The organism is Canicola haemoglobinophilus (genome assembly GCF_002015075.1).
Lineage (GTDB): Bacteria > Pseudomonadota > Gammaproteobacteria > Enterobacterales > Pasteurellaceae > Canicola > Canicola haemoglobinophilus.
Genome location: NZ_MUXZ01000011.1, coordinates 31953 through 44610, shown reverse-complemented (window position 1 = coordinate 44610; position 12658 = coordinate 31953). Strand labels below are relative to the sequence as shown.

The window sequence follows — 12658 nt, the reverse complement described above, 5'->3', positions numbered from 1 at the left end:
GTAACGCAACGGCTTGTGAAAATCCGTTGCGCTCAATTGCACTAACCCGCGCATTTAGTTTTTTACAGTTACCTCAATTTTAGGCACTAAAACTTTATTGACCGCGCCCGCGACTTGAATCGCCAAGCCCGCCACATTGATCACTTGTAAAAAGTCATCTTTCTGAGAAGGTTCAATAATTGCGAGTAAATAATCTTTGATTGGCGTCACTTTATTGCCAGAATCAATTTCATTAATCATTGTGTCGTATGCTGCATTGTCGCGATTGAATTTAAAATCAACGCCCGCCACGTTTACGATCACGCTATCTTTCACGCCCGCGTTTAACTTTTCTAAAAGTGTCTGTGCTTGTGTTTTTTCCATTTTGATTTACCTTTTTGTTTCTGTTTTTTGATTAAAATTGTCGATACATTCATGTGTGTTTTCGTATGCGATAACGCACATTTCTATGCGATTGAGCGCGCTTTCTAACGCGTGCGCTAAATCGCCGTTTGTCTTAATCTGCACGCTTTCCGCGCGGCATTCCGTTGTTTTCGGGCAAATGACTTTGACCGACGTCGCTTTGTCGCTCGTTGAACAAGCGACGCACATCATCAGGCACATTGCCAGCGCTCCAACTTTTAACATCTTCACTTGTTAGCACCTCATTTAATGCTTTTGCGCGCTGTTCTGCTTGCGCTGTTGCGTTCGTTAGTTTATGCGTTAAAACTTTGAGATTTTTTTCATAGTTTTTAATGCTTTTTTCTTGTTCTCTGTTCTTTTCCACTTGCGTTTTTAGTGTTTCCGCCGTTGTTTTGTATTCGCTTTTGTAATAGCTCGCACCAATAAAAAATACTGTACAAAAGAACAGTAAAGCAAAAATTAAATAATCTTTTAAATTCATTTTAAACAGAGTGCCTTTTCTGCTTGTCTGCGAATCGTCAACCCGCGCACTTTGCGACCGCCTGATCTGTCAAAATCGGTAATTCTTCCGCACATTTGCGTAAATTGTTTTGCCTGTGCGCGCTTGTGAATTGTTGTTTGTAATCGCTTGCCTAAGCGCTGGCTATAATACGTTTTTAAATTACCGCAACCGACATTTAGCCCTAACGACACCATGGCATCGAATTGTTTTTGTGTCATCAGCGCGCCGTTGAAATACTTATTCAAGCATTGTTCTACTGCTTTAATATCTTTCTTATAACGCGCCGCAATTTCTTCGTTTGTGTAGATTTTACCTACTTCGATTTTTTCACCGCCCGCCGCTGTACTGCCGATCCCAACGGTCAAAACATCATTGGGGCATTTATATGCTTTTAAGCTGCACCCTTCAAATTTAGCAATAAGCGCTAAACCTTCGGCACTTGTGCGAATCTCCGGAGCTGTGCTTTTCACGTTAGCAATAATCAGCGCGATTGCGCACGCGATGATTGCGCCTTTAGCTTTTCTCATTTCTGTATTTGTCTCGCATTAGTTCTAGCGCTTTCTCTGCGCGTTTATCTTCTTTTCGCTTGAAATACCAGTTTGTTAGCACCGTCAACAAACCGAACAAGATCCCAAAAATCGCCCAATATCGCCCCAACTTAACTGCGCAAAAAATCCCGCAACTACTGAGCCAAAATACGCATTGTGTTCTGTATTTTTAAACATTGCCGATCCCTTAAACTTTTAGCCAAACGACCGCACTTTATTATTATTGTTATCGGCGGTCGTTCGCTAAAAACTGCTGTTAGCCGATGAGATCGCGTGTATCATCTTGTGAGAGATAGGGCACGCCGTTAATGCGCACAAAATCTGGGCTTGTTACAAAATACTTGATTTTTTTCGTTGATTTTGCACCCCCCTTCGGATCGATATTTAACACATCAGTAATCAACATCTTGCACCCGAATGCTTCGACCTTGTCGCGCACATCGCCACGTTGCGCAAAGAAAGTGAAATCACTTTCAGGGATTGAGCGATAACTCCCCGCTACTGCGGCTGCGGCGGTTAATTTCTGAAAGTTTTTTGCATCCAGTTCGATTTCACCTTCAGCACTCACATCACCAGATACCCAACCATCAGGGATTCCGCGCGTCTGTGCTACTGCTGAATTATCCGTGATACTCAATGAAATAGACTCTGCGTGAACTGGAAAGCCCAACACAAAAAAATCAAAACTCATTCCGCTGATTCTTTCCATTTTTTAGTCTCCTAACGTTTCTAAATCTAAGAAAATATTCACTGTGATTTCTTTCGGGCAATCGTACGGACGCACTTTAATATAGATTGTGACTTTCGTTTTACTGTGCCAAACAATCGTCACTGCATCATCTTTAGGCGGCATACATTCGCCTGGGAATTCTTTGCCGTTTACCGTCGCCGATTTGCTCATATCGCGCATAGGTTTTGCGAAATAATTTTTATGAAATTCAGTACTGGACGCGGTCGAATTAAACGAACGATCCGCAATTTTCTGAATGGCTAACAGGCGAACGCGGCGCGCCACTTTATCCACTACGCGAACGTTTTCGATCACTTGATAATCGCCCCCCTCTACATCAAGCGTGCGACCGTCCGCCCAGTAATACCCGTCATAGTCTGGATACCACATCGGTACCGAATAGCGCGCTTGCTCAAGCGTTTTCAAGTGTGACAAGTCAAGTAAAGTGCCATCTTTATCTTTCGGTTTTTCTGCGCTGCCTAAGTCAATCAGCGCACCAGTTAAGACGCGCGCCGGACTGTCTGCCACTGTCACCGCGCGATTAGCTAAACGCCCCGCAATCACGCCCACTTCATTACCAAAAAGCAAGGGTACAAGCATTACATGATCCGCGACAACGGTTTGCTGCAACGTTGTCAACTTCTGCACATATTGCGCCCACGTCTCACCGTCACTACTATCCGGATTCGCGCCCGCAATAGCTTGAATAAAAAACGTTCTGCGCCCAAGTTTCGTTAATAATTCGATATATAATTCTTGTAACTTATTAATTGCGCCTTTATCGACGCCTATCGCGTGTGTATTCACCGCATATTCAAATGATGCAACTTCATTCGCTTTTTTCACGGCGGCGCTAAAATCGTAGCTATCCTGTGGCACGAGCATTACATGCGCAATCCAGTTTTGACCCGCATTAAGCATTGCTGCGCGCACTTGCTTTTTAATTTCATCAGCACCCTCGCCGAAAACTTTGTCGAAATCACTGTCGGGAGTGATGCTTGTGAGTTTCGTTTCTCGTTGCGTTGTTACTCCGACAAATAGCGCATGGCGCTCAATTTCTTTCACTTCACCGCTTAATAAGTTCAGTGTGTTAATTTGTACACTCGGGAACATTTCTTGATCCTCTTATTGTTATTTTTCGATACCCGAAAACTTCAAAATAAATTCTTTTAAAATCTCGGCATTTTCTTTTTCCCGTTCATCTAAAAACGGGCGCAATTCAGTTGGAATAATCCATTTTGTTAAACCTTTGCCTTTACCTTTTCCTTCTTTCTCTTGAAAGTAGCGGATAAGTAAACTTGCTTTTGCGCGTGATAACGTCGCGACAATCTCACGCGCGCTCGGTCTTCGATAGCGTTTTTTTCCGCTTTTCGTCGTACCACTTGGCACTGTATAGCCAAGATCGCGCAATTTTTTCGCTTGTCGCATTGTCGCTGGGTCATTCGGTGTGCCTGCCGGCTCTTTTTTAAAGTCGCGCTTTTTAAATTCGTGATCTAGCCCGCGTTGGTGTTCTTCTGCGATCTGCCCTGTTCGTTTTTTTGTATAGTGCAAGCGCGCTTTATTTTCTGTCAGCGCTTGTGAATTTAAGAGTTTCGCAATACGCCGCAACATCTTCGCATTGCCATTCTTACGAGGTTTCCAGCTTGAACCCGTTGGGGTGCGTTGATTACTTGCACTTTTCATCGCACGTCTTTTCATTGCCTGCAACGTGCGGATTAAAATTTCTTTTTTCTTTTTCGGCGGTATATTTAAAAGCTCTAACGCTTTCAGAAAATCGCGTAAATCGTCTGGATTTACGCCCATTTTGATTGCCGGTTTCATAACATGATCGTTTCTTTCAATGCATCATCGTGCTGCGCATGGCTTTGTTCTTGCGGCATTTTCGGCGTTGGATAGACAAGATCAATGCTGTTCACGATATTAATTTCGATTTCATCAAGTCGATATGTTTTACCGTCAATTTCAAGATCGCCGCTTTCGTCTTCGATGGCGGTTAAAGGTTCTTGAAAAGAGATTGTGAACGTTAAATCCGCCACGTCATCATTGATAATCTCTAGTTCAAACGGCGTTTCATATTCATCTAACACATCGCGCAGATAGTCGTTTTCATTTAGCCAAATTTGAATATCTGCCATTATTTTTTGTGCTGAAATTTCCCGAAATGGGAATTCATCAAAAAATAAAACGGCGTCATATTGAATATGCGCGATCTCAATTCCCGTATCTGTGATACGTTTGCCTTGATTGAGTAATTTGCCGTTTTCTATCCACGCGTGAAAGTGCGCGTGATAACGCTCAGGCAACTTTGTGAGCAAAAATTCGGTTAGCTGTTGATAAAGCATTTTTCTCATATTAAATGCACCGATCCCCGTCTCTTGCCTTTTAACGTGCGAATAGCGCGCGTTGCCTCAGCTAACAAGCTCTTTTGTTCTTCTACGTAGTCGCGGTTTTGATGAACTTCGCGCGACGATAACGCAAAAAACTCAGGTAATAGATCCGCTTTTGCTCGTGCAAAAACTGCTTTTTTATACAGTGTTTGTGCGGGATTTTCGTTGTTCACTGTACTTTCTGCTATTTCTCGCACGTTGTTTATGCCACGTGCTTTATAGCGTTGTTCAACCTCTTTTAAATCCAGCGCTAATTCTTGCATCGCTGTGATTAGCGCCGACTTTACTGTTTCAACCGGCATTTGCAGCGGGATATTTCTTTCTTTTTGAAATTCCGCAATATTAATATCCGCCCAAAATCCACTGTTTAAAATAACAGTATTTTCTAATTGTTGATTTCTGCCATTGAACATTCTTTTACTTCTTCATTAAGTTGCCCGCGTCTTAACTTTTTAACGACTTCTGAAAAATTAATTTCAACCGTGTCCAAGCTAAGAGCGGGCACTGGGGTAAGCTCATTCGGGGTAAATACCCCCTCTTTTTCCAATGCGCTAAGGCGCATATAGCAGCGTTCAATCATACTTTTCACGCCGCTTTTATGATTGAGCTGAAACGCTCGAATACACAATTTAATTGCTAAGATCAGGCTATCGGGATCATCAATTCCCGATGCCTTCACTTCGCCATTTTCATTTCTTAAAAGCAGTGCTGCGGCCATTTTTAGCCATTTCGATTTGACGATTTCGTGCAATTGCCACTTCGTCGCTACGTTTTCAAACACCTGTGTAAAATATGGCTCAACCGAACCGCCCGCACTTGCTGTTTTATTCGCCCAGGTAAAGATTTGATCCGCGATAAAATTCGGCAAAGTCGAATTAAAACGCGCTGGCAAACTTTGTTTTTGCTCGATTGCAATTTCAGATAGCTGTAAAGCTTTGTCGAAATCGCCCACGTCAAACAAATACACAATGCAATAAGCAAAATAATCATTCTGATAAACTGCCTTTTTCTCTAAATATTCATCAACAAACGGCAACCACTTCGGTAAAAAGCGGTTGCGCTTGTGTTCTGCTCGTAGCTCAAGCGTCGGGAGCGCGCGAATTGCATTGACATCATTCGCAAGCGCGATTTCTAGCACGGAGTAATCATTTCCATGCTGTGCAACGACTTCACTTTGTAAAGTGCTGTCATTTGTCGCTTGTTGAATCTGTTGTAAAGCTCTGATTTGCTCTTGAAATTCGCGCACGCCCATATTTACTACTTCCAAGCTCCTTTGCCGTCAGATAACTTCACTTTTGTGAAGTCAAGCGCCATAAACTTACCGCAATCTTCGACCGCATAAGCCTCGTTACGATAATAAGAATCGCGTACCGCTTTTTTATCATCGTCATCTTTCATTCCGCGACGGATTGAACCTTCTTGCGTATAGATTGAAAGATTGCTCAAGCTAGTCACGATTGCCGCACGCGGTGGCATATTCGGCACAATCATCGCCGGCATACCGCCGAATGACTTCATCAAGTCGTGTGTGTTCAATGCTGCTTTTTCAGTTGCAATCAAGCCATTGCCTTTGTAAACAAGGCTTGCCTCTTTCGCTACCAAGTCTGCACCAACTAAGAACACAAGATCGCCTGCGTCGCGATGGCGTGCATCTAAGCCTTGTTTTAAGTCGTAAGCCAATTCATCAAGGTTGACATAGTCCGCGCCTTCACCAAATAAGCGAATTTCACCGCTGTTCGCGCCTTGCGTTAAAATTTGTGTTGCTTTGTTATCTTTCACAAACTGAATCCAGCCTACATTCACATCAGCTAGATTAGCATCGCTTGTGTTTGTGCCGACGGACGTGCCGTAGAATCCAATCTTAATCATATCTAGCGCGATCTGATTTTGTACGAACTCGGCATACAATGACGCGAATTTGTCTTTTAAATGCCCCCATTGGTCTAACTTCGGCCACGGGATAAGCACGCCCGAATCCGTCGGTTGGCATTCATAGACATAACCCGATGCATCCAGCGTTGCTGTATAGCGTCCATCGGCTTTGCGTCCTGTGATGCCTTTTTCTGTCGCACCGTAGATCAATTGACCTTTAATATCTTTTACTAAAACACAATTGATTTTTTCTAAGAAGTTAGATCGCTGTTGAATTGCGCCTAATAAAACACTTTCTTTCGGGGCCTCAATGCTAAATTGCTTGCCCGCTAGTGCTAAAGCGGGGTTTGCGCCGTAATATTCCGCGGCGTCGCTGATTAAGCTGTAAAATAATTCTTGTGCTGTTTTATTCATTTTTTAAATCGCCATGTTGAATTTTTTCTCTGCCGTAGGTACAACATTCGGCACTTGCGTTACTTCTTGGGTTAACGCTTGATTAAACTTATTGCCCAGGTCTTCTACTTGTTGCATAAGTTTGTTGAATTGATCGGCTGTGACACCCGTTTCTACCGGTTTTTCTGCCGGTTCTTGTTCTTCTGTCACTACTTGGGGTTGCTGTGCATTAAAATGCTGGTCGATTTTCTCGCCCAAGCCTTGCACCGCACCGATCAGCTTGTTGAACTGTTCTTCGGTCATTTCGTTTTCCTCTTTTTTATTATTATTGTCGGGAGTGATTGCGGGAATTTCTGTTATCACTTCGTTAGTACCAAACAGTTTTTTCCCAAGATTAAAAAATTTATTTAAAAGGCTTTCGCGCGTTTCATCTTCTGAAAAGGTGATTTTTGAAAAATCTAATTGCTCGCAATTGCCTACTTTTACGCTTTCATCTTTGATACGCTTTGAAAAATTAAGCTGGGTTGTTCCAAGACTTGCCGGCTGATCGGTAAAGGCTAACCCACTCAAATATGCGCGCCCAGTGTTTGCAAAATTCGGCGTAATTTCAATGCTAGTAAAAAGCCCTTGCCCTTCTTTGTTTAACTCAATCATTTCAAGTGAAGGCGCAATGCGCGCATATAAACGCGTTTTTCCGTCTTCGCCGTCTTCTGTTTTTACTTCAACGACGCGCCCAAAATTACGCCAACGCCAATGCTCCCACCAAATGACCGCCGTATATTTTGCTGGATCGTAGGTTTCTGCCATATCTTTAAGGTCTTGCGCGTCAATATGACGACCATCTATCGTATTTCCTGACGTCGCAACACATACAAAATCTGTAACTAATTCGGTTTTATTTCCCATCTTTACACCTGAATTTCATGTAATTGATGTTAATTTTCCTGATTTTTTTCTATAAATCATGCGATTAAATTCGGATATGTTTGGATATAACCCCACTATCTTTAATAACCGTCCATAACCTATTTTTTGTTACTTTGCTACTGGTCTTTGCATTGTCAAAATACCCCTAAAAACTATAAAAAGAACCTAAATGACAACCAAGCTCAGAATAAGAAAAACAAAACGCTATGATGATGAAGTGATTTACTCGGCTAAATTTCTTTATTTGAAAAAATGGACGCCGAATGAAATTGCGAAAGAATTAGGGCTTAATTCTGCTCGCCCGATCTACTACTGGGCGGAAAAATATAACTGGCGCAATCTGATCAATGAAAACGGCATTGAAGAATTAATCGCGCTACGCATTATCACGCTCACCGAACGCGAGAACAAAACAGATCAGGAAATCAAAGAACTTGAGGCATTGATCGATAAAGATATTGAGTACAAAAAACAACGCGCAAAAAAAGCGGCAAACGCGCAAAAAAGTGCGGTTACTTTATCGGAAAGTTTCGGCGATTTCGCGGATTCTGGCGACGGTAACGAGGGTAAAAAGAAAAACAAAAAGCGGGCCAGAAATGACATTTCCCACGTTACACCAGAAATGATGCAGCCGTTTATTGATAGCCTTTTTGACTATCAGAAACATTGCCGCGCGAATAAGCATCATAGCGTGCGGAATATTCTTAAATCTAGACAAATTGGTGCGACTTACTATTTTGCATTTGAAGCATTGGAAGATGCGATACTGACGGGCGACAATCAAATATTTTTATCGGCGTCGAAACGACAAGCCGAAATTTTTAAAACGTACATTATCAAAATGGCGCGCGAATATTTCGACGTGGAATTAAAAGGTAGTCCGATTATTTTAAGCAATGGCGCTGAATTGCACTTTCTAGCAACGAACGCGAACACATCGCAAGGGAATAGCGGTCATGTTTATGGCGATGAATACGCTTGGATTCGGGATTTTGAGCGGTTCAACACAGTTTCATCGGCAATGGCAACACATAAGCATTGGCGTGAAACCTATTTTTCTACGCCGTCTTCTAAATTTCATCCGTCTTACGCGTTCTGGTCTGGCGATATGTGGAAAGAAGGCGATCCGAAACGAGCAAATGTAGCTTTTCCAAGTTTTGCAGAAATGCGCGACGGCGGGCGCGTTTGCCCGGATGGTACTTGGCGTTATGTAATCACAATTGAAGATGCGCTCAAAGGCGGCGCGGGTGTGCTTTTCGACATTGACACGCTAAAACAAAAATACAGTAAATACGCGTTTGCACAGTTGTTTATGTGTGTGTGGGTCGATGATGCGGACTCTATTTTCAACATTAAAAAACTCTTGAAGTGCGGCGTGGATATTACGAAATGGAAAGATCACAATCCAAACGATGCACGCCCATTCGGTGCGCGTGAAGTGTGGGGCGGATATGATCCCGCGCATAGTGGCGACGGGGCTAGCTTTGTCATTGTCGCACCGCCCGCATTATTGAAAGAGAAGTATCGCGTTCTGGCTCGCTATCAGTGGAATGGGCTTTCGTACAAATATCAAGCTGCGCAAATTAAGCAACTCTTTGAAAAATATAATATGACTTATATCGGGATAGATGCGACTGGCGTAGGTTATGGCGTTTATGAACAAGTAAAAGAATTTGCGGGGCGGAAAGCCGTGCCACTGCTCTATAACCCCGAATCTAAAACGGAAATGGTGCTAAAAGTTCACGATCTCGTTGAACATGAGCAAATAGAATGGGACGAAAACGAACGCGACATTGTGCCTTCTTTTTTAATGATTAAACATACATCAACGAAAAGTGGCAATACAATGACTTTTATTGCTGAAAGAACAGTAAAAACACAACACGCGGACGTATTTTTTGCAATTGCGAACGCGATCAACAAGAAATCACTCACAGATAAGCCGCGCCGTAAGTCGCGTGGCTGGAGAATGTAAAAAAAATGGCTAAAAATAAACAAAAAAACGTAAAAAGCACGTCGATTATTTCAATAAATGGCTCGGATTACTCTTATTCTGCCGCGCCTGCGCTGGATTATGTGGGACTTATGCACGATGATATTTATAACTGCTTTATGCCACCAATCAACCGCCACGCGCTCGCAAAATTGCCGCACCAAAATGCACAACATGGGGGCATACTTCATAGCCGCGCAAATATGATTAGCGCGGGCTATATGGGCGGGGCGTTATTATCAAAAATGGATATGCGTGCACTATGCCTAAACTTAATTCAATTCGGCGATGTTGCGCTGTTAAAAATTCGCAATGCGTTCGGGCAAGTCGTGCGCTTACACGTTTTATCATCGCTTTATATGCGAGTTTGTAAAGACGGGAACTATAAATATTTAATGAGAAAATCGCTTTATGATACGAAAGCCGATATTTACGAATACAACAAAAACGACATTATTTTTATTAAATTATACGATCCTATGCAGCAAGTTTATGGCTCGCCTGACTATGTCGGCGGGATTACATCTGCGCTTTTAAACTCTGATGCAACGATATTCCGTCGCCGTTACTACTCAAACGGTGCGCACATGGGCTTTATTCTTTACTCAACCGATCCCGATATGACGGAAGAAATGGAAGATGAAATCGCGGAAAAAATCCGCGACTCTAAGGGCGTTGGAAATTTCCGTTCAATGTTTGTAAATATCGCTAACGGTCATCCCGACGGCTTAAAAGTTATTCCGATTGGTGACACAGGACAAAAAGACGAGTTCGCGAATATTAAAAATATTTCAGCGCAAGACGTGCTTACCTCACACAGATTCCCTCCTGGACTCAGTGGCATTATTCCTGTGAATACGGCGGGGCTTGGCGACCCGCTAAAAATTCGTGAAGCATATCAAGCTGATGAGGTTTTACCACTACAAGATATTATTGCTGAATCAATCAATAGGGATCCAGAAATTAAAAACTCTTTAAAAATCAAGTTTAAACAACCCGATAAAAAAGAATAATTCTTCGTTTTTATTCTGTATGAAATCACAGTGTTTTGATAAAATAAGCTCAATTATTTAATGGTGAAAGGATTATTAAATGGCTAGAACGCTTGATATTTACTGCGATGTTTGCAACTCTAAAGCAATTGTTACACGTACTGATCGAATACACAGCAATTTTAATAAGCTATATTGTTCTTGCCGTAATAAAAAATGCCAACACAAATTTGTTTTTAATTTAGAGTTTAGTCATTCTACGTCATCATCTTTACTGACAAAAGATAAACTCCTCACATTAACACTTCGCCAACTTTCAAAAGAAGATAAAGAAAAAATTAGGCAATTATTAGATGAAGAAAATCGCTAAATTTTAGCGATTTTTTTATGAAAAACTTGCTTTTATTATTATCTTTAGTATAATAAAAACATCTAAAGCAGAGGGCGTTAGATACAAGAAAGCCCCGACTTGTTCAGTTACGGGGCATAATACGGAGTAAGAATGATGAAATCTCTAGCAATCATCATAATCTTATTAGCGTTGTTGGTAGTAAGTTCTCCAGCTTACTAAACGCTAATCCAAAGGGGGAAAATTGAGGAATTCCCCCGATGGCTCCAATCTTAAACAATTCAAGCATAAAAAGCAAGGGTAAAACATGGCAAATTCAAACACAGAACACAGCAAAAAACTACGGGCTAAAACTGCAGCAGCACATATGAAGAAATTGCGCGAACAAGGGCTAATCAAGCAGATTAGTTTGTCACTTCCTACTGAATTAGCCGTTGAATTTGATGCTATTTTAGCAGAGCTTGGGGAAAATCGTGTTTCGGGTATTCGCGCGCTTTGTACCTTTTATCGCCAGTATCAAGGCTAGTTTTCTTGTTGTTTTTCCTTTTGTGAAATAATGTAGAAAATACTAAAATAAATCTTGTCTTATATTTTAGTATGTACTATAATAATTTTGTTTTCAGCGAGGGGTTGAAAATGAAGAAACCGCCCTTCAAGAGAGCGGTAACAAATAGGAACTGGATTATGTATCTTAAGTTGTTAATCCTAGTAATTTTAATCTTAGCAAGCCTGCCAGCTTACTAGATTAGAGTTCTAAAAGTCCTAGCGGTGACTGCCATCATCGCTAGGCAGTTCCTAAACTATATAACATATAAATTTAAAAAGCAAAGGTAATTTATGGGGCGCTTAAAATCAAATTTAACACGGCAAGAGCAACAAGCGAAAAGCGATAAAAAACGTGGGGTGCGTTTGCAATCTTATAAACTTCATGAAGATGTTATTGCTTTGCTTGCTGAAATTTCAGAACAAACAGGGCTTTCTAAGACCCAGATTGTGACCGAGGGAATTAAGTTGTTTGCTGAAAAATGCTAGTTTTCCTTTTGCTTTTCCTTTTGTGGCGGTAAAGGCGGAAGATCATAACCTCCGCCTTTTTTCTTGGTGACTGGGATATGTTTAAATGGTTCGTAAATCGTAATTTATTCCTCCACTAACTCCGATAGCGCCCGTGTTCGCACGGGTGCTTAATACCTAAACAATCCCCTCAACTTCGCTAAATAACTCGGTTCAGTTCATTATCGTCATTTAGACGCAGTGGAGTTGAGTGTTTTGTAATAAACACATCATCAGTGATCATTTTCTCTTACCATGTCACGCACTTCATCGATTTTCTTTTCAATTCTATTGAGCTTAGAAAAAAAGCACATCACAAGTAACACAAAACTTAAACGGGCGGCTTGATATTTATCTAAATCATAAATACCAATAAAGTTAGCGAGTAAAATAACGCCAATTAAATACAACACAATGACTACTAATTTATCCAAAATATATAGTATTTCATAGGAAGGGCACTGCTTCCCCCACTCATCAATTTTTTTAATCATTTTTTTCAAATTCATATTA

General features: G+C 41.5%; 19 protein-coding genes. 5 read left to right on the top strand and 14 right to left on the bottom strand.

Annotated features, from left to right (window positions below):
* Positions 1–54: 54 nt before the first annotated feature.
* The 13 genes from B0186_RS04930 to B0186_RS04875 form a co-directional block, all read right to left on the bottom strand.
* Complete coding sequence (locus B0186_RS04930; protein WP_078218283.1) at positions 55–363, bottom strand: putative phage tail assembly chaperone; 309 nt, start codon at positions 361–363, stop codon at positions 55–57.
* Between the two features lie 6 nt (positions 364–369).
* On the bottom strand, positions 370–591 hold the full coding sequence (gene lysC, locus B0186_RS12205) for an Rz1-like lysis system protein LysC (protein ID WP_407919733.1): 222 nt from the start codon (positions 589–591) through the stop codon (positions 370–372).
* Complete coding sequence (locus tag B0186_RS04925; protein WP_078218282.1) at positions 497–883, bottom strand: hypothetical protein; 387 nt, start codon at positions 881–883, stop codon at positions 497–499. The genes lysC and B0186_RS04925 overlap by 95 nt, the downstream gene beginning before the upstream one ends.
* Positions 880–1431 (bottom strand): lysozyme, encoded by a 552-nt coding sequence (locus B0186_RS04920; RefSeq protein ID WP_078218281.1) that lies wholly within the window; start codon positions 1429–1431, stop codon positions 880–882. Before B0186_RS04920 ends, B0186_RS04925 begins: the two co-directional genes overlap by 4 nt.
* Positions 1418–1513, bottom strand: a complete 96-nt coding sequence (locus B0186_RS11985) for a phage holin family protein (RefSeq protein WP_328587432.1) — start codon at positions 1511–1513, stop codon at positions 1418–1420. Before B0186_RS11985 ends, B0186_RS04920 begins: the two co-directional genes overlap by 14 nt.
* Positions 1514–1708: 195 nt before the next feature.
* Entirely contained in the window at positions 1709–2161 is a 453-nt protein-coding gene (locus B0186_RS04910) for a DUF2597 family protein (RefSeq protein WP_078218280.1), read from the bottom strand.
* A gap of 3 nt (positions 2162–2164) precedes the next feature.
* Entirely contained in the window at positions 2165–3295 is a 1131-nt protein-coding gene (locus B0186_RS04905) for a DUF2586 domain-containing protein (protein WP_078218279.1), read from the bottom strand.
* An 18-nt stretch (positions 3296–3313) separates the two neighbouring features.
* Positions 3314–3985, bottom strand: coding sequence for a hypothetical protein (locus tag B0186_RS04900; protein ID WP_235817179.1), 672 nt, complete (start codon positions 3983–3985; stop codon positions 3314–3316).
* Positions 3986–3999: 14 nt separating this feature from the next.
* Positions 4000–4533, bottom strand: a complete 534-nt coding sequence (locus B0186_RS04895; RefSeq protein ID WP_078218277.1) for a phage tail protein — start codon at positions 4531–4533, stop codon at positions 4000–4002.
* Positions 4530–4982 (bottom strand): head completion/stabilization protein, encoded by a 453-nt coding sequence (locus B0186_RS04890; protein ID WP_078218276.1) that lies wholly within the window; start codon positions 4980–4982, stop codon positions 4530–4532. The genes B0186_RS04895 and B0186_RS04890 overlap by 4 nt, the downstream gene beginning before the upstream one ends.
* The gene (locus B0186_RS04885) at positions 4955–5836 is read right to left on the bottom strand and encodes a phage terminase small subunit (protein ID WP_235817178.1); all 882 of its coding nucleotides are present in this window, start codon (positions 5834–5836) and stop codon (positions 4955–4957) included. Before B0186_RS04885 ends, B0186_RS04890 begins: the two co-directional genes overlap by 28 nt.
* Complete coding sequence (locus B0186_RS04880) at positions 5827–6855, bottom strand: phage major capsid protein, P2 family (protein ID WP_078218274.1); 1029 nt, start codon at positions 6853–6855, stop codon at positions 5827–5829. Before B0186_RS04880 ends, B0186_RS04885 begins: the two co-directional genes overlap by 10 nt.
* A gap of 3 nt (positions 6856–6858) precedes the next feature.
* Positions 6859–7740 (bottom strand): GPO family capsid scaffolding protein, encoded by an 882-nt coding sequence (locus B0186_RS04875; protein WP_078218273.1) that lies wholly within the window; start codon positions 7738–7740, stop codon positions 6859–6861.
* A gap of 190 nt (positions 7741–7930) precedes the next feature.
* On the opposite strand from B0186_RS04875, the gene B0186_RS04870 reads away from it, so the two are divergent.
* The 5 genes from B0186_RS04870 to B0186_RS04850 all read left to right on the top strand — a co-directional run bounded on the left by B0186_RS04870 (position 7931) and on the right by B0186_RS04850 (position 12127).
* Entirely contained in the window at positions 7931–9736 is a 1806-nt protein-coding gene (locus B0186_RS04870) for a terminase ATPase subunit family protein (protein WP_078218272.1), read from the top strand.
* Between the two features lie 5 nt (positions 9737–9741).
* Positions 9742–10767, top strand: a complete 1026-nt coding sequence (locus B0186_RS04865; protein ID WP_078218271.1) for a phage portal protein — start codon at positions 9742–9744, stop codon at positions 10765–10767.
* A 79-nt stretch (positions 10768–10846) separates the two neighbouring features.
* Positions 10847–11116, top strand: a complete 270-nt coding sequence (locus B0186_RS04860; protein ID WP_078218270.1) for an ogr/Delta-like zinc finger family protein — start codon at positions 10847–10849, stop codon at positions 11114–11116.
* A 286-nt stretch (positions 11117–11402) separates the two neighbouring features.
* Positions 11403–11621 (top strand): hypothetical protein, encoded by a 219-nt coding sequence (locus B0186_RS04855; RefSeq protein WP_078218269.1) that lies wholly within the window; start codon positions 11403–11405, stop codon positions 11619–11621.
* Positions 11622–11932: 311 nt separating this feature from the next.
* Positions 11933–12127, top strand: a complete 195-nt coding sequence (locus B0186_RS04850; RefSeq protein ID WP_078218268.1) for a ribbon-helix-helix protein, CopG family — start codon at positions 11933–11935, stop codon at positions 12125–12127.
* A gap of 251 nt (positions 12128–12378) precedes the next feature.
* On the opposite strand, the gene B0186_RS04845 is transcribed toward B0186_RS04850, so the two are convergent.
* Entirely contained in the window at positions 12379–12654 is a 276-nt protein-coding gene (locus B0186_RS04845) for a hypothetical protein (protein ID WP_078218267.1), read from the bottom strand.
* Positions 12655–12658 lie beyond the last annotated feature (4 nt).

Bases quoted from the DNA above. Each gene is read 5' to 3' on its own strand.
- B0186_RS04930 (WP_078218283.1), bottom strand. From the start codon at position 363: ATGGAAAAAACACAAGCACAGACACTTTTAGAAAAGTTAAACGCGGGC.
- lysC (WP_407919733.1), bottom strand. From the start codon at position 591: ATGTGCGTCGCTTGTTCAACGAGCGACAAAGCGACGTCGGTCAAAGTC.
- B0186_RS04925 (WP_078218282.1), bottom strand. From the start codon at position 883: ATGAATTTAAAAGATTATTTAATTTTTGCTTTACTGTTCTTTTGTACA.
- B0186_RS04920 (WP_078218281.1), bottom strand. From the start codon at position 1,431: ATGAGAAAAGCTAAAGGCGCAATCATCGCGTGCGCAATCGCGCTGATT.
- B0186_RS04910 (WP_078218280.1), bottom strand. From the start codon at position 2,161: ATGGAAAGAATCAGCGGAATGAGTTTTGATTTTTTTGTGTTGGGCTTT.
- B0186_RS04905 (WP_078218279.1), bottom strand. From the start codon at position 3,295: ATGTTCCCGAGTGTACAAATTAACACACTGAACTTATTAAGCGGTGAA.
- B0186_RS04900 (WP_235817179.1), bottom strand. From the start codon at position 3,985: ATGGGCGTAAATCCAGACGATTTACGCGATTTTCTGAAAGCGTTAGAG.
- B0186_RS04895 (WP_078218277.1), bottom strand. From the start codon at position 4,533: ATGAGAAAAATGCTTTATCAACAGCTAACCGAATTTTTGCTCACAAAG.
- B0186_RS04890 (WP_078218276.1), bottom strand. From the start codon at position 4,982: ATGTTCAATGGCAGAAATCAACAATTAGAAAATACTGTTATTTTAAAC.
- B0186_RS04880 (WP_078218274.1), bottom strand. From the start codon at position 6,855: ATGAATAAAACAGCACAAGAATTATTTTACAGCTTAATCAGCGACGCC.
- B0186_RS04875 (WP_078218273.1), bottom strand. From the start codon at position 7,740: ATGGGAAATAAAACCGAATTAGTTACAGATTTTGTATGTGTTGCGACG.
- B0186_RS04870 (WP_078218272.1), top strand. From the start codon at position 7,931: ATGACAACCAAGCTCAGAATAAGAAAAACAAAACGCTATGATGATGAA.
- B0186_RS04865 (WP_078218271.1), top strand. From the start codon at position 9,742: ATGGCTAAAAATAAACAAAAAAACGTAAAAAGCACGTCGATTATTTCA.
- B0186_RS04860 (WP_078218270.1), top strand. From the start codon at position 10,847: ATGGCTAGAACGCTTGATATTTACTGCGATGTTTGCAACTCTAAAGCA.
- B0186_RS04855 (WP_078218269.1), top strand. From the start codon at position 11,403: ATGGCAAATTCAAACACAGAACACAGCAAAAAACTACGGGCTAAAACT.
- B0186_RS04850 (WP_078218268.1), top strand. From the start codon at position 11,933: ATGGGGCGCTTAAAATCAAATTTAACACGGCAAGAGCAACAAGCGAAA.
- B0186_RS04845 (WP_078218267.1), bottom strand. From the start codon at position 12,654: ATGAATTTGAAAAAAATGATTAAAAAAATTGATGAGTGGGGGAAGCAG.